This is a genomic window from Micromonospora echinospora (genome assembly GCF_900091495.1).
In the GTDB taxonomy this organism is placed as follows: domain Bacteria; phylum Actinomycetota; class Actinomycetes; order Mycobacteriales; family Micromonosporaceae; genus Micromonospora; species Micromonospora echinospora.
This window is the reverse complement of the sequence record NZ_LT607413.1, coordinates 4,154,124-4,170,489: the sequence shown is the minus strand read 5'-3', so window position 1 is coordinate 4,170,489 and position 16,366 is coordinate 4,154,124. Positions and strand designations below refer to the sequence as shown.

At 75.8% G+C, this 16,366-nt stretch carries 10 protein-coding genes; 8 read left to right on the top strand and 2 right to left on the bottom strand.

Annotated elements, in window-relative coordinates:
* Positions 1-39 precede the first annotated feature (39 nt).
* Both GA0070618_RS34740 and GA0070618_RS18825 read left to right on the top strand, forming a co-directional pair.
* Complete coding sequence (locus GA0070618_RS34740) at positions 40-5,274, top strand: WG repeat-containing protein (RefSeq protein ID WP_231931368.1); 5,235 nt, start codon at positions 40-42, stop codon at positions 5,272-5,274.
* Between the two features lie 61 nt (positions 5,275-5,335).
* Positions 5,336-6,334, top strand: coding sequence for an aldo/keto reductase family protein (locus GA0070618_RS18825; RefSeq protein WP_088982805.1), 999 nt, complete (start codon positions 5,336-5,338; stop codon positions 6,332-6,334).
* Between the two features lie 114 nt (positions 6,335-6,448).
* Here GA0070618_RS18825 and GA0070618_RS18820 read toward each other — a convergent pair whose 3' ends face one another.
* A complete protein-coding gene (locus GA0070618_RS18820; RefSeq protein WP_088982804.1) occupies positions 6,449-7,246 on the bottom strand; it encodes a site-2 protease family protein in 798 nt (265 codons plus the stop codon).
* Positions 7,243-7,443, bottom strand: a complete 201-nt coding sequence (locus tag GA0070618_RS18815) for a hypothetical protein (protein WP_088982803.1) — start codon at positions 7,441-7,443, stop codon at positions 7,243-7,245. Before GA0070618_RS18815 ends, GA0070618_RS18820 begins: the two co-directional genes overlap by 4 nt.
* A 211-nt stretch (positions 7,444-7,654) precedes the next feature.
* Between GA0070618_RS18815 and GA0070618_RS18810 the strand changes: the two genes are divergently transcribed.
* The 6 genes from GA0070618_RS18810 (at position 7,655) to GA0070618_RS18785 (ending at position 16,246) form a co-directional block, all read left to right on the top strand.
* Positions 7,655-9,505, top strand: a complete 1,851-nt coding sequence (locus tag GA0070618_RS18810; protein WP_088985649.1) for an AMP-dependent synthetase/ligase — start codon at positions 7,655-7,657, stop codon at positions 9,503-9,505.
* Between the two features lie 52 nt (positions 9,506-9,557).
* Positions 9,558-11,507 carry a bifunctional adenosylcobinamide kinase/adenosylcobinamide-phosphate guanylyltransferase gene (locus GA0070618_RS18805; RefSeq protein WP_088982802.1) on the top strand — a complete coding sequence of 650 codons (1,950 nt, stop codon included), beginning with the start codon at positions 9,558-9,560 and terminating at the stop codon, positions 11,505-11,507.
* Between the two features lie 191 nt (positions 11,508-11,698).
* Complete coding sequence (cobS, locus tag GA0070618_RS18800; RefSeq protein WP_088985648.1) at positions 11,699-12,472, top strand: adenosylcobinamide-GDP ribazoletransferase; 774 nt, start codon at positions 11,699-11,701, stop codon at positions 12,470-12,472.
* A gap of 65 nt (positions 12,473-12,537) precedes the next feature.
* Positions 12,538-13,827 carry a DUF2314 domain-containing protein gene (locus tag GA0070618_RS18795; RefSeq protein ID WP_088985647.1) on the top strand — a complete coding sequence of 430 codons (1,290 nt, stop codon included), beginning with the start codon at positions 12,538-12,540 and terminating at the stop codon, positions 13,825-13,827.
* A gap of 119 nt (positions 13,828-13,946) precedes the next feature.
* Entirely contained in the window at positions 13,947-14,360 is a 414-nt protein-coding gene (locus GA0070618_RS18790; protein WP_088982801.1) for an effector-associated constant component EACC1, read from the top strand.
* Positions 14,357-16,246 (top strand): caspase family protein, encoded by a 1,890-nt coding sequence (locus tag GA0070618_RS18785; RefSeq protein ID WP_088982800.1) that lies wholly within the window; start codon positions 14,357-14,359, stop codon positions 16,244-16,246. Before GA0070618_RS18790 ends, GA0070618_RS18785 begins: the two co-directional genes overlap by 4 nt.
* Positions 16,247-16,366: the final 120 nt, after the last annotated feature.

The following is a 16,366-nucleotide window of genomic DNA, read 5'->3' as shown; positions in this document are numbered from 1 at the left end:
CCCCCGGGCGCGGCGCGCGGGCGGGCGGAAGGTCACCGGATGAGCGGATACGACCGCTGGCGCGACCCGGCCGAACCGTCCTGGATGGTCGAGCCGACCACCGAGTGGCATCCCCAGTTCCCGGGGCAGCGCTACCCCGGCGACATCGGCATCCAGCAGGTCCCGTTCCGCAGTGACCGCAACCGGGCCACCGCCACCGGCCGGGCCGAAGTCGTCCCGCTGGTACCGCTCGACCAGGACGGCCGGTACCGGCGCGGGCCCGCCCGCAACGACCACGGCGGCCCCGCCGGACAGGGCTGGCCGGGCCGGTGGGACGAGCAGCGGTCCCCGGTCGACGACCCGTACGCCCGGCCGTCCGCAGGATGGCCACCGCCGCAGGACCGCCACCCGGTGGAGCCGCCCCCGACCGGGGGACGGCGGATCGGTCCGCCGGCCGACCAGCCCCGCCCTGACCTCCGGCACCAGCCGCCCGGGTGGACGGTCGACCGCGACCGGCCACGCGACCGGGACCGGGAGCCGGAGCGCTCCGGCGGCTGGCACGGCGACCGCCCGCAGACCGGCCCCGACGGGTGGGCGGCGTCGAGCCGCGACCCCCGGCCGTACCCACCGGTCTCCCCCGCGCCCCGGCAGGAGCCGGGGTGGTTGCCGGAGCCCGGGGAGCACCCCCCGTACGGCGGGCGCCGGCACGACGCACCCGAGGAGCCACCGTACGGCGCACGCTGGCACGACCCACCGGAGCGGCGGGGATACCCGGTGCCCCATCGCACGACGCGCGGACACGACGCGTCCGAGCGCCCGGTTCCCCGACACGACGCGCCCGAGCACACCGGGCCCGGACACGACCGTCCGGACGGCGCGACGGACGGCCGCCGGGACGGCTGGACCACACACCGCGCCCCGGAACGGGAGCCGTTCCGGCCGCCGGTCACCCCACCCCCGCCGCCGGCCGACGCCACCTCCCCGTGGCCCGACCGCCCGGCCACCGGACCCGACCGGCGCTGGTCCAGCGAACACCGCTCCGGAGACGACCGCCACGCCCGTCCGCAGTGGTCCCGGGACGACACCCGGGCCTACCCTCGGCAGCCCGTCGCCCGGGACGACGTGTCGATGCCTCCACCGTGGTCGGCCCCCCGGAGCAAACCCGTTCCCCGCGGCCGGGACTGGTTCCCGGCCGACGACGAGACCACCCAGGCGTGGTCCCGCCCGGGACGGCCGGGCGTCCCCGAGGACGCCCGGCCGCAGCCGCAGGACGACCCCGGGCACATGCGGCCGGGAAGCGCCCCCGAGGACGCCCGGTCACAACCGTGGGACGCCGGGGCCCGCCGGTGGGACGCCCGGCCGGAGGAGTCGACGCGGACGCGGCAGGAGTGGTCCCCGGAGGTCGAGGACACCGCCCGTATCGGGCCGGCCCGGTCGACGGCCTGGGACGAGCAGCGCGCCCCCGACTGGGAACGCCTGACGGCGGAGGATCTGCGCCCGGTCACCTCGCCACCGGCCGAACCACCCACCGGCACACCGACCGTGGCGCCGACGCCGGCTCCGGCCACGGACGAAACCGGACCTGTGCCGGAGGTCGGCGGAGCCGCTGCCGTACCGGCCGACGGTCCAGCCGCGTCCGGACCGGTCACCGCGCCGTCCCTCGGGGGGCTGCGCCTGGAGTTCCTGCCCTCCCCCGGGGCCATGGACACCCCTGGACAGGCCACGGACGACGATGCCCCCGCCCCGGACGCGTACCGCCGCACGCCGGATGCAGACACCGCCCCGGCCGAGGCGGTACCCGGTCACGACCGCCCCGCGCCGGAGGCCGAGGACGCCGTCGCGGGCACCCCGACGGACCATGCCGCCGACGAGGCGGGCCGCGAGGGCGACGCGGATCTGTCCGAGTCCACGGACGGGGAAGCAACGGCCGGCGCCTACCCGACCTTCGATGCCCCGGAGACGAGGGACGACCGGCTCGGCACGCTGGTCCCGGCCAACGGCATCGACGGACCGGCACCGGGGACGACCGTGGTGGAGGAGCCGACCGACACCGTCGACACCGGACCGGAGCCGGAGCCGATCGACCACGACCGGCCCGAGCCCGTCGACCACGAGTGGCCTGATCCCGTCGGCGACGAGTGGCCTGATCCCGTCGGCGACGACCGGCCGGCGGGATCAGCCGGTGACGCTGACGACCCGACGCGCGTTCCCCGCACCGGCCCTGCCGACGGCGACGGCGACGGCGAGGGCGGACGCGAGGTCACGTCTCGGGGCCTCGACCACGAACGGGCCCCGGACGCACCAGCCGACCCGGTGGAGGCCGAGGCGGGCAGCGCCACAGCGGAACAGGCTGCCGTAGCGGAGACGGCTGCCGCGCCAGAGACGGTCGGCACGCCCGAGCCGACCGGCACGGTGGACACGGTCGGCGGGGTGGAGGCCGACGCGGGCGCCACCCCGCCGGAGACGGCCGGCGCGCCCGAACCGGTCACCGGCATGGTGGACGGCGTCGAGCCGATGCCGCCGGCCACGCCCGTCTCCGCTCCTCCGGCGACGGCTACGGATCTGCTCATGCCCGGCTCCGCCCCGCCGACTCCGGCCACACCCGTCTCCGCCCCGCCGGTGGTCGACGCTCTCGTGTCCGCTCACCCGCTGCCGGCCGTGCCGTATCCCGCACGCCCTACGGTCGGCGCACCCGTGTCCCCGCCGTCGCCGGACGGTCCGCTCGTGTCGGCACCGCCGGAGGACGCAGCGCCGCTGCCCGACGCACCGCCGCCGAACGCGGCAGGGCCCGACGCGCCGCTACCCGAGGCGACGGTGCCCGACGCGTCGCCACTCGACGCTCCGGTGCTCACACCACCGGTCTCCCCCGCCATGCCGCTCTTCCCTGCGCTGCCGGCAGCGCAGGAGCCGGCCGGCGACGAGTCCACCACCGTCGGCCCGGCGGTGACCGGCACCGGGTCGACCGAGGACCTCGACGAGGCGGCACCGGTGCCGGTGAAGACCGTCCCGCTGACGTCCGCCACCGGGTCCGCTGCCGTCCGACCGGTGTCCGCGTCCCCGGTGGACGGTGCCGAGGTCCCGCCCGGCGATTCCGCCACCGCCCCCGTCTCCGCGCCGCCCGTCCCCGCGCCGCCGGTCCCCGCGCCGCCGGTCGCGCCACAGCCGGTCCCCGCGCCGCCGGTCGCGCCACAGCCGGTCTCCGCGCCGCCGGTCGCTCCACAGCCCACGGCCGACGCGCCGGTGTCCATGCCGCCCGAGCCCGTGGTTCCCGTGTCCGCGCCGCCCGTGTTCGGCACGTCGTCGCCACAGGACGCACCGGAACCCGGGGCGTCCAGCACGTTCCGACCGTCCAGCGCTCCGGTGTCGCCGCCGGCCGCCGTGCCACCGGGCCCGTCGCCGCGGGTTCCGGTCGATCCTCAGGGGGCGGACGCCTGGTTCCGACCGAAACAGCCGGTGTCCCCCGCGCCACCGGCCCCGTCGACGCCAGTGCCCGACCGGTGGCGCACGGTGGCCGGCACCCCACCGGAACCCGCTCCCGACCCGGCCCGCCCGCCTGCCACGCCCCCGGTCTCGGCGCCCCCGGCCTTCCGTCCCGTCGTCGCGCCCGCAGGCTCTTCCGTTTCCGCCCCGCCGGAGCGCTCCGGCTCCGTGGCGGCGGACCGGCCGACCTCCGCGCCACCACAACAGCCCGGCTCACCGGCACCGATCTCCGGACCACCGGCACGGCCCGTCTCACCGGCACCGGGCCGCCCGGTCTCCGGACCACCGGCACGGCCCGTCTCCGGGCTGCCGCACCGACCCGTCTCCGCGCCACCGGGGCAGCCCGTCTCGCCGGCGCCGGGCCGACCGACTGCGGCGCCGCCCGGACGTCCCGTCTCCGGACCACCGCACCGACCGGTCTCCGCGCCGTCCGGCCCCTCCCTGTTCGCGCCGTCCGTGGGGCGGGCACGGGACGGCGACGGCCCGGCATCCGACCGGACGGGACCGTTCCGCTCGGATCCGGAGCAGTGGCTGGCCGGGCTCCGCTGGCGGCTCCACCCGGACACCCTGCGGGAGGTGGTCGACGCGCCGGACGCCCTCCGGGAGGCCCGGCACGGCCTGACCGAGAAGCTGGGCAACGTCGCCGACAACCGTTCGCGGGCGCGGCTGCTCAGCCTCCGCGCCGTGACCAACCGGCTGCTGGGTGACCTCGACGACGCGCTCGACGACGGCCGGCTCGCGCTGACCTACGCCGAAGCCACCGGCGAGCTGCGGCGCACCGCGCTGGTGCGGGCCCGGCTGGCCCGGGTGCTCCAGTGGCGAGGCGAGTTCGCCGAGGCCGACCGTCTCCTCACCGAGGCGAACTCCCCGGAGCTGCCCGACCGGCTCCGGGCCACCCTGCACGAGCACCTCGCCCGCTCCGCCTACCAGCAGGGTCGGCTCGTCGAGGCCTGCCAGCACTTCGAACGGGCCCTGGACCTGCGGCGGGGCGAGGACCGCGAGCAGATCGCGCGGACCGAGGTGGCGCTGGACGCGGTCCTCGCGAAGGCCGCCGCGGAGGGCTTCGGACCACTCCCCCGGGCCCGGGAGGAGATCCTCCGGACGCGTCGGCCACCGGTGCCGACCCTCGACGAGGAGCACCAGCTCTGGGGGTACGCCGACGCCGAGGGCGAACTGGTCGTGGCCGCCGGGTACGCCGAGGTGCAGCCGTTCCGCGAGGGGGTCGCCTGGGTACGCCGCCCGGACGTCGACGGCTGGGAGCTGATCGACGACACGGGGACGACCCTGATCGATCCGTCCTACCTCGACGTCCGCTCGTTCTCCGACGGCCTGGCCTGGGTGTCCCCGGACTCCTCCGGTGGCTGGCAGGCGGTCGACACCGCCGGCGTGGTGGTCGTCCCGTCGCGCTTCGACGACGTGCGGCCGTTCCGGCGGGGGGTCGCGGCGGTCCGGGTCGACGACGCCTGGGGCGCGGTCGACCGGTCCGGGCGGATGGTGGTGCCCCCGAGGTACGACGGCTTCACCACCCCGCTCGCCGACGGCCGGTACGTCGACGGCTTCACCGACGAGGGGCTGGCCGTGGTGGATCTCGGCGGTCGGCGCGGTGTGCTGGACCGGTCCGGTCGCGTGGTCGTCGCGCCGGAGCACGCCGCGGTGGTCGTCCACCCGGTCGCCTTCCTGGTCCGGGACCCGGCTGGTCGGTGGGGCGCGCTGGACCGACGGGGCGAACCGCTGATCGAGCCGGCGTACGGCAGCCGGGACCGGCTGATGGCGGAGATCGACCACCTGCTGGCGGACACCGAGCCGCTGCTCTGACGGGCGCCGGCACGCCGGGGCGTCCTCCTGGCGAGGGCCGGATCCGGGCTAGGGTCGGGGCATGAAATTCCGTCACCTGGGCCGTTCGGGCCTGATGGTCAGCGAAATCTCGTACGGCAACTGGATCACCCACGGATCGCAGGTCGAGGAGGACGCCGCCCTGGCCTGCGTCCGGGCCGCTCTCGACGTCGGCATCACCACCTTCGACACCGCCGACGTGTACGCCGCCACCCGGGCCGAGGAGGTCCTCGGGCGGGCTCTGCGCGGCGAGCGCCGCGAGGGGCTGGAGATCTTCACGAAGGTCTTCTGGCCGACGGGTCCGGGGCGCAACGACCGGGGACTGTCCCGTAAGCACATCATGGAGTCGATCAACGGCTCGCTGCGTCGGCTGGGCACCGACTATGTGGACCTCTACCAGGCCCACCGGTACGACTACAGCACCCCGCTGGAGGAGACGATGGAGGCGTTCGCCGACATCGTGCGTGCCGGCAAGGCGCACTACATCGGCGTCTCGGAGTGGAAGGCGTCGCAGATCCGCGAGGCCCACCAGCTCGCCCGTGAGCTGCGCATCCCGCTGGTCTCCAACCAGCCGCAGTACTCGATGCTGTGGCGGGTCATCGAGGCCGAGGTGGTCCCCACCAGCGAGGAGCTGGGCGTCGGCCAGATCGTCTGGTCGCCGATGGCGCAGGGCGTCCTCTCCGGCAAGTACCTGCCGGGGCAGCCGCCGCCGGCTGGTTCCCGGGCGACCGACGAGAAGTCCGGCGCGGCGTTCGTGGCGAAGTTCCTCACCGACGAGGTGCTCACCGCCGTGCAGCGGCTCAAGCCGCTCGCCGAGCAGGCCGGGCTGAGCATGGCCCAGCTCGCCATCGCCTGGGTGCTCCAGAACCCGAACGTCTCCTCCGCCATCATCGGCGCCTCCCGTCCGGAGCAGGTGCACGACAACGTCAAGGCGAGCGGCGTCAAACTGGACGCGGACCTGCTCAAGGCGATCGACGAGATCGTCGGCCCGATCAGCGAGCGGGACCCGGCCAAGACGGAGAGCCCCGCCAAGCGGCCCTGACCGCCGGGACCGGTCCGGACCGTCGTCGTGGTCGACCGACGGCCCGGACCGGCCAGCCGGCGAATCGCCGGAACCTGGAACGTGGACCGGCCGGCGGAACCGGGACCGGCGGGGTCAGGACTGCCAGAAGCGGATCAGGTCGAGCCCGTGTGCGTACAGCGGCGCGGGCAGGCCGAGGACGTCGCCGACGGCGAAGACCGCGCCGAAGAACCACCCGGCGATACGCGGGTTCCACAGCAGCGCGAAGAGCAGGATGAACCCGTACGGCGCGAACAGGTCGTACATCCGTCGCCACTGCGGGTTGAGCCACGGCTGGATCATGTTGCCGCCGTCCAGGCCCGGCACCGGGAGCAGGTTGAGCGCGCTCGCGGTGAGCTGGAGGAAGGCCAGCAGCGCCAGGGCGGCGAGGAACTCCAGCGGGGCGGGACCGGTCAGTCGCAGGGCCACGATCAGCACCAGGGTGAACACCACGTTGGTGGCCGGGCCGGCGAGGCTGACCAGCGTGTGCCGCAGCCGGCCGGGGATCCGGTGCCGGTCCACCCAGACCGCGCCGCCGGGCAGCCCGATGCCGCCGAGCAGCACCACCACCACCGGCAGCACGATCGACAGCAGCGGGTGACTGTACTTCAGCGGGTTGAGCGTCAGGTAGCCCCGGTGCGCCACGCTCCGGTCGCCGGCCCGGAAGGCCACGATCGCGTGGGCGTACTCGTGCAGGCAGAGCGAGACCAGCCAGCCGGAGACGACGAAGAGGAACACGTCCAGCCGGACGTTGCCGACCCGGTGCCAGGTGAGGACGGCGCTGGTGACGAAGAGCGCGACCAGGGCCAGGAAGACCGGGCTGGGCCGGAACGCCGCCCGGGGCACGCCGAGCACCAGCCGCTCGCCGCCGCCCGGGCGGTCGTACCCGGTCACTCGGCGACGGGCGCGAGGCTCATCCGGTACTCGACCCGGTCGTCCTCGACCAGGTCGACCGCGGTGACCCCGGACGAGGCGAGCTGCCGCCAGGTCTGCCCGATCCAGGACTCGGCGTCCGCCTGGCTGCTGAACGACTCGGTGGGCCCGTCCACCGACTCGCCGTTCGCGCCCTCGTACCGCCAGCTCCACGGCATGCCGTGTCTCCCCTCGCTGATGCGTCCCGCCCAAGACGGCCGTTGCCAGCCTAGTCGGCGTACCGGCTGCGGGACATGGACGGCCGTCGCCGCTGGCGACGCCTAGCACCCCGGGCGGCGCGGCGCGGCGGTTCACGCGTTCCCCGCCGGCACCGCCCTGTGCCGAGACATGATCGGCCGGAACTCCTCGGGTGGCGCTGGAGGTGCGGTGGTGCGGGACGTGGCGGTGGCGCCGGTGGTCACCGGCGTCGGGGTCGGCGGCGTGGCCGGCATGGTGTGGGAGAACGCCCGCCGGGACCCGGAGGCGGTGCTGTTCCTCCGTCCGGACCCGGACCACCGGGCCTGGCCGTCCCCGCAGCGGGTGGCCGACGGCGTCGCGCCGGTGACCTGCCGGCAGTTCCGCGACGAGGTGGTCGCCCTGGCCCGGGGGTTCGTGGCGGCCGGCGTGGCGGCCGGGGACCGGGTGGGGCTGATGAGCCGGACCCGGTACGAGTGGACCCTGGCCGACTACGCCCTCTGGTCGATCGGCGCGGTGCCGGTGCCGGTGTACGACACGTCGAGCCCGGACCAGGTGGCCTGGATCCTCGCCGACGCGGGGGCGGTGGCGTGTGTGGTGGAGACCGCCGGTCACGCCCGGACGCTGGCCGGTCTGCGGCCCGACCTTCCGGCGCTGCGGCTCGTCTGGCAGATCGACGCCGGCGCCCTGGTGGACCTGGTGGAGCGGGGACACATCGTCGACCCGGAGACCGTGGCCGCCCGGCGGTGCGCGGTGGGCGGCGACGACATCGCCACGATCGTCTACACCAGTGGCACCACCGGCCGCCCCAAGGGCTGCGTGCTGACGCACCGCAACATCCTGCTCGACGTGGGCAACGCGACCGCCGTCCTGCCGGAGCTGTTCCGCGCGGAGGCGTCCACGGTGCTGTTCCTGCCCCTGGCGCACGCGTTCGCCCGGTTGGTGCAGGTCGGGGCGGTACGGACCCGCGCGACCCTGGTGCACGTCGCCGACCCGTCCGGCCTGGTCGACCAGCTCCAGCGGTTCCGTCCCACGTTCGTGCTGGCCGTGCCGAGGGTGTTCGAGAAGCTGCACGACCGGATCCGGCAGCGCCCCGGCGGGCGGCGGCGGGCCGGGATCGCGCTCCGGGGCTGGGCGACCGAGGCCGCGTACCGGGTGGCGGTCGCGTACAGCCGGCGTCTGGACACCCCCGCCGGGCCGGGGGCCGCGCTGCGCCTGGCCCGCCTGCTGTGCGACGTGGCCGCGTACCGACGGGTGCGGCGGGTGCTGGGCGGCCGGTGCCGGGTGGCCATCGTCGGCGGCGCGCCGGTGGGCGAGCGGATGACGCACTTCTTCCGGGGGGCCGGGATCCTCCTGCTGGAGGGGTACGGGCTGACCGAGACCTCGCCCGCGCTGGCGGTGAACCGTCCCTCGGCGCTACGGATCGGCACGGTCGGCCGCCCCCTGCCCGGCGTGCGACTGGCGATCGCCGGTGACGGTGAGGTCCTCGTCCGGGGCGACGTGGTGTTCCGGGGGTACTGGAACAACCCGGAGGCCACCCGGGAGGCGTTCACCGCCGACGGGTGGCTGCGCACCGGTGACCTCGGCAGCGTCGACGCCGACGGCTACCTGCGGATCACCGGGCGGAAGAAGGAGCTCATCGTCACCGCGTCCGGCAAGAACGTGGCGCCCGCGCCGATCGAGGCCCGCATCCGCGCGCATCCCCTGGTCAGCCAGTGCATGCTGGTCGGTGACGGCCGGCCGTACGTGGCCGCGCTGGTCACCGTCGACCCGCGCCGGTTCGCCCGGTGGCGGGACGCGCACGGACGGCCGGGCGCCTCGGTGGCCGAGCTGCGCGAGGACCCCGCGCTGCGCCGGGAGATCCAGACCGCGGTCGACCTCGCCAACCGGTCCGTCTCGCACGCGGAGGCGGTGAAGACCTTCCGGATCCTGCCCGGGGATCTCACCGAGGCCGCCGGGGAACTCACCCCCACCCTCAAGGTCCGGCGGGACGTGGTGCGCGAGCGGTACGCCGCCGACGTGGCCGCCCTCTACCCCGACCGTTGAGGTACGTCGCACCTGCGGGGTCGGAACGCGAACGGTGGCCTAAGGTACGGGCATGTCCGTAGACGGCTGCAACACGGTCCTGGTGCTCGGCGGTATCCGGTCCGGCAAGTCCGAGTTCGCCGAAGCGCTGGTGGCCGACGCGGTCACGGTCCGCTACGTGGCGACCGCGACCGGCGGGGACCCCGACGACGCCGAGTGGGCGGCCCGGTTGGCGGCGCATCGCAACCGTCGCCCGGAGACCTGGACCACCGAGGAGACCGGTGACGATCCGCGCCGGCTGGCCGACGTGCTCGCCTCGGCGCAGCCGCACGAGACGCTGCTCGTGGACGACCTCGGCGGCTGGGTGACCGTGCTGCTCGACCCGGCCCACCAGCCGGCCGACGACACGGTCACCATCGCCGAGCTGGCCGAGGCGGTCCGGGCCTGCCCGGCGCGTCTGGTGCTGGTGAGCCCGGAGGTGGGGCTGTCGCTGGTGCCGACCACCCCGCTCGGGCGGGCCTTCGCCGACGCGCTCGGGTCGGCCAACCGGGCCGTCGCCGACGCCTGCGACGCGGTGGCGCTGGTGGTGGCCGGGCAGGCCTGCTGGCTGAAACGGTCCGACGCCCCGTCGTCCGACGCCGCCGGGTCGCCGTCCGTCCCGTCCCCGGTCGATCCGGCCCCGGTGGACCCGGCCGCGCCGAACGGGCACCGGGCGGGCATCCCGGCGCAGGCTGGCCCGTCGGAACCGGACACCCCGGCCACCACCGTCGCCCCGGGCGCCGGTGCTCCGGTGGCGGAAGCCGTCCTGCCCGAGGTGCTCACCCCGGCTGTCCCGCCCGCGGCGCAGCCGGCGGACGGCGCCGGGTGGGCCGCGCCGACCATGACCCTGCCGATGGTCGCCACCGGCCTGGTCATCCAGAGCGGCATGGAACTGCCCCTGCCCGACGAGTACGCCGGCCCGCAGGCCGTGGAACGCCTCGCCACCCGGGACGTGCCGGGGGCGGGCCTCGGCGTCCTGGAGCGGGTGGTCGGCTTCGCCGCCGCCACCCAGGGCACGCCCACCCCGCAGCCGTGGGGGCCGGTGCGTGTCCTGCTGCTGCACGGCGACCACGAGGGTGGGGCCTCCGCCGGGTCGACCGCCGGCGAGTCGGCCCGCCGGGCCGCGCAGGCACGCGCTGGCGTCGGGGTGCTGGCCCGCCTCGCCGCCGAGAACGGCGCGACCCTCCAGGTGGTGGACGCCCCCACGGCCGCGCCGATGGAGGTCGGGGCGGCGCTGACCGCCGAGGCGGTCGAGTCGGCGCTGCGGCACGGCTGGCGTCTCGCCGAGGAGGCCGCCGACGCGGGCGTACACCTGCTGGTGCTGGCCGCCTGCGGCGCCGGCACCGAGGCCGCTGCGGCGGCGGTGCTGGCCGCCACGGCCGGGGCGGAACCGCCGGCTGTGCTCGGCCGGGTGGTCCGCGACGGCACGGTCGACGACACCGCGTGGATGATCCGCTGCGCGGCGGTCCGCGACGCCCTGCACCGGACCCGCCACGCGTCCCGCGACGCGAAGACGGTCCTGACCGAGCTGGGCGGCGGTGACATCGCGGTGGCCACCGGGATCCTGCTCGGCGCGACCGCCCGCCGTCTGCCGGTGCTGCTGGACGGTCCGGTGGGCGTGGCGGCCGGCATGGTCAGCCGTGACCTGGCCGGGCAGGCCCGACACTGGTGCCTGCTGCCCGACCACGGCGGGCACCCCGCCGTCCGGCTCGCCGCCGACGTGCTCGGCCTCTCCCCCCTGCTCGACCTGCGGCTCGACCTCGGGGAGGGCGCGAACGCCCTGGCCGCGCTGCCGCTGCTGCGCTCGGTGCTGGCGCTGTCCGCCGCGCTCCCCGCCCGGGAGGGCGACGCCGGCCCCGCAGGTGAACCGGCCGACGAGGAGTCGCCCGAGTTCGCCGAGCCGGAGCCGGCCGGCCCGGGACCGGCCACCACCGGCTCGGACGACGAGGAGCGGACGGACGCTCCCGACCGGCATGCCGGCTGAGCCGCCGACCCGCCCGCCCGGCACGCCGGCACCGACCCGTCCGGCCGGTGCGCCGCCACCGGCCCGACCGACCGGCACTCCGCCGCCGCCCCGCCCCGCCGGTCGTTCGCGGTGCCACCGGCACGGCGTGACACCGGCCGGGCCGCCGCCGGGCCGGCCGGGCGGGGCGCGGGTCGCACCCGGTGTCGGCCGTGCCGGCTGAGTCCCGGCTCGGGGCCGGCCTGCGGCTGGCGGTCACCACGTTCACCACCGCGCCGGTGCGTGCCGGTCGGGTGGACCGGGCCGCCGCCGGCACGGCGATGGCGGTCGCGCCGCTGGTCGGGGCCGTGCTCGGGGTGGTCCTGGGCGGGGTGCTGCTCGGCCTGGCCGTGGTGGCCCCGCCGCTGGTCGCCGCCGTGGTGACGGTCGGCGCCGGCGCGCTGCTCACCCGGGGGCTGCACCTGGACGGGCTGGCCGACACGGTCGACGCGCTCGGCTCGTACCGACGGGGTTCCGCCGCGTTGGAGATCATGAAGAAGCCGGACGTGGGGCCGTTCGGGGTGGCCGCGCTGGTGCTCGTCCTGCTGGCGCAGAGCGCGGTGCTCGCGGAGCTGGCCGCCCGGTCGTGGCCGGCGGCGCTCGCGGCGGTGGTCACCGCGACCGCCGCCGGCCGGTTCGGCGTCACCCTGGCCTGCCGGCGTGGGATCCCGGCGGCCCGCCCGGAGGGGCTCGGCGCGCTGGTGGCCGGCACGGTCGGGCCGGTCGCGGTGGCCGCCGGGGCGGTCGCCGTCGCGCTGCCGGCGCTCGCGGCGGTGCCGGGTCGCCCGTGGCAGGGGCCACTCGCCGTCGCCGTCGCGCTCGGCGCCGTGCTGCTGCTCCTGCGCCATCTGGTACGCCGGCTCGGCGGGATCACCGGCGACGTGCTCGGCGCGAGCGTGGAGGTCGCCACGACCCTGGTCTACCTGGGAGTCGTGCTGTCCGGCTGAGGACGACTCACCATGCCGGGTAGCGTTCTTCCCCGACAGCACCCGGCGCGGCGATGGGGGACGAATTGCTCATCACGGACGACTTCCTGCCCGTTCCGGTCCCGGAGACACTGACCGCGACCTACCTGGCGCCGATGCGCGGCCTGCCGAGGGTGGCCACCCGGACGGCGGTGACGGCGCTGGCCGGGCGGCTGGCCGAACCGGTGTACGGGCTGGCCCGGCAGATGCTGGCGAGCCCGTTGATGAGCGTGGACACCCGGCCGATCGACGAGTTTCCCGCGCTCCCGCCGGACCTGCTGACCGCGTTCGGCGCGACCCGCGAGCAGTTGGCGCGGCTGGCCCAGGCGACGCACGTGGTGGTGGTCCGGGCCGAGTACCGGCCGGGGTGGCCGCCGGCCCACGAGTGGGCGGCCCGGGCGGTGGCCGCCGCCGTCGCCGAGACCGTCGACGGGGACGTGGTGGACGTCTTCGGGTTGCAGTTCCTCGACCCGGCGACCGCGCTGCGGTCGCTCCCCGACGAGCAGGGCCGGATCCGCCTGGTCGACTGGGTGCTGGTGCCGTACTCCTCCGACGCCGACGGACTCTGGTTCACCACCAAGGGGCTGCGCCGGTTCGGGCTGCTGGAGTTGCAGACCCAGGGCGTGCCGGACCACCTGACCCGCGCCTGGGGGGCGGTGCTGACCGGGGTGGCCCGCCGGCTGCTGCGGACCTGGACCGACGGGCTGACCGGCGAGGAGGTGCCGGCGTTCGTCCAACTGCCGGTGCTCACCACGGTGACCGGGCACGACATCGCGGTGGCGTACGGCAACCCGGAACAGCACGGCGCGACCGCGCCGGTGCTGCTGCGGCTGGAACTGGACCCGGCGACGGATCCGGAGGCGGACTCGTTCCTCAGCCTGCACCCGCCGGCCGGCAACCCCGGACCGCCCGGGCGCTACTTCGCCTCGGCGTGCGCCACGCTCTTCTCCGGCATCCAACCCGACGTGCGGTACGCCCGCCGGGGCGACGCCATGTCGAAGGCGGTGGCCACCGCCCGGGCCGGACTGCCGGACGTCCGGGCCCGGTTCCTGGCCGGGGCGCTGCCCGCCGAGACGCAGCTCGTGGTGAAGTACGGCCTGCCGGGTGACGACGGTCCGGAGTTCGTCTGGGCGGCGGTGACCTCCTGGGAGACCCCGGAGCGGCTCGCCGGCACCAGCGCCAGCGACGCCACCAACGACCCGGAGGTCCGCATCGGCGCCCCGGTCGTGGTGGAGGCGACGGACGTCGTCGACTGGGCGCTGCTCGGCCCCACCGGCGTCCTCGAGGGCGGCTGGACCCAGGCGGTCCTCGACTCCGGCGACCGCCCCCACCCCTGACCGGCGAACCCTCCGGCCCCGCCCCCGGCCCGATCGATGTCGCGAATCGGACTGCCAGCAAGGCGGGTGGGATAGGCCACTATGGAAGGTGTGGCGTATCGGCCGGGCGGGAGGAAGAAGTGTCAGTTCCGCTGGAGACGGTCACCCTGGTGGTGTATCCGGACCATCCCTCCGCCGACGGCCGGCGGTCCCTGGCGTCCTGGCTGCGCCTGACGGACCAGCTGCGGGGGCGGGTCACCTGGGCGGTCGCCCCTGACCCGTCGGTGCCCGCCGGATCGATGACGGGCGTGACGGACGTGCTGGTGGTGGCGGTCGGGGGCGGGGGCGCCCTCGCGGTCCTGGTGCAGGCGATCGCCGGTTGGTTGAGCCGGCGCGGCGAGGACGTCACGGTGCGGATCACCGGCGCGGACGGGCAGTCGGTGGAGCTGGAGGTGCGCCAGGTCCGGGACCTGACACAGGTGGCCACGCTCGTCGAGAACACCGTACGCGCGTTGGAGCAGAGCCAGCCCCCGGCCGGCACGGAACAGCGGTGAAGCGCCCGGAACCGAGCCGGTCGGTGGCGGTCCTGATCGGCACGGCGACCCACGACGGGGGCGGGCCGCACGCGCTGCAGAGCCTGCCCGCGGTACGCGCCAACGTCACCGAGCTGGCGCGGTTGCTCACGGCGCCCCCGGTCGACCTGGTCGCCGCCGATCGATGCCTGCAACTTCTCGACCTTCCCCATCCCGACCAGGCGGGGGTCACCCTCGCCGACCGGTGCCGCGAGGCCGAGGACCTGCTGCTGGTCTACTACGCCGGCCACGGGCTCCTCGACGACAACGGTGAGCTGTTCCTCGCCCTGCCCGGCACGGACTCCCGTCCCGACCGTCTGAAGTTCACCGCGATCCCCTACTCCTGGATCAACGAGGCGGTACGCGACAGCCCGGCCCGCACCCGGGTGGTCATCCTCGACTGCTGCTACGCGGGGCGCTCCCTGAACGCGATGTCCCCCACCGACGCCGGAACCGTGGTCGCCGACCACACCCAGATCGAGGGCACCTACACGCTCGCCGCGACCGCCGCCACCGCATGGGCGATCGCCCCGGGTGGCGCCGACCACACGGCCTTCACCGGAGTGCTGCTGGACCTGCTACGCGACGGGCCCCCGGCACGCGACGGCGACCCGGCCGACGGTGACCTGACCCTCGACGGGATGTACAAGCACCTGCACATCGAGCTGCGTAGCCGTGGTCTGCCCCGGCCGACCTGCCGCAACACCGACTTCGCGGCCGACCTCGTCCTGCGCCCCGGCCGCGCGGTCGAGGGTTCCGGCGCGCCACCGGGTACCGACCCGCCCTCCGGGCCGCCCACCACCGCCGTGCCAGCGGTCCAGACTGCTCACGCCGCGCCGCAGCCAGTGATCGACACTCTCCGCCGACCACAGACCCTGCTCCACCCGCTGCACTGGAGACTGCTGGCCACCCCGTGGCGTCGATTCGGCCAGGCGGTTCTCGCCCTCGCTCTCGGCGGCTTTCTGCTGGGGGTATGGGGCACCGTCAGGGACCGCAACCCGCTCGCCTGGTGGCAGGACGGCCGGCTCGGCGGTCCGGTGCGGGACGTGGTCGGCGCGGTCCTCGTGATCATGCTCGCGTCCAGCGCCCTCGCCGACTGGAGACGCGGATTCCGCCGCGACGCGCGCATCAAGTGGGGACCTCTCGTCTTCGCGGCGGCCAGCCTCGCGATCGTCGTGGCGTTGGGCATCCTTGACGACAGGCTCGCCGGGATGGGCGTCCGAGCGAGGGGCCGTTCCCTGGCACCCCTCGTACTGACGATCTGGGCGACAGCCGTCGGGCTGTTGATCGGCGCCCTCACGAACAGATCGCACATGTGGTGGGGGGTGCCGGCGGCCCTGGCGCTCTTTGTCGGCCCGGTCGAGACAGGGCGGATGGACGGGCCCGGCGATTCCGCTCTCGGCGCGCTGGCGGTCGTGAGCGCGTTCGTGGCGGTCGCGTTGCTCGCCGCCGTCCGACTGTTCGACTGCCTGAGCGGGCACCTGGCGTTGGCCATGCGGCCACGTACCGTCACCCTCTCGCGGCGGGGCCTGAGTATCCGGACCGCGACCGGGGACAGGCTGATCATGTGGCACCACCTGGACCGGGTGTTCGTCGCGGGGCACGTCCTGGCGGTAACGTTCATGCGGGACTACCCCGAGACGGAGAAGCCACACGAACTCGCCCGCTCGGCGGCGCTGGGCGGCTTCGCCATTGCCGACATCCGGCACTTTCCACATTCGCGCGGCGAGATTCTCCATGCCATCGCGCATTTCGCCGGTGCCACCTTCCACGGCACGACCGAACCGACCGCCCGCGACGACGACCGGCCCACCCGGGCGGACGGCAGGCCGGCTTCGTGGTACCACCAGCGCTGGAGCAGCCAGTGACCGCTCCGGCCCGCTCTCCCACCCGATCCGGATCCCGCCACCGCCAGCGGCGTTCCCCGTCGGGCTAGCCGGTGGCCCCGAAGCCCAGGAACCCGATCCAGCCACATCCGATGCAGACCG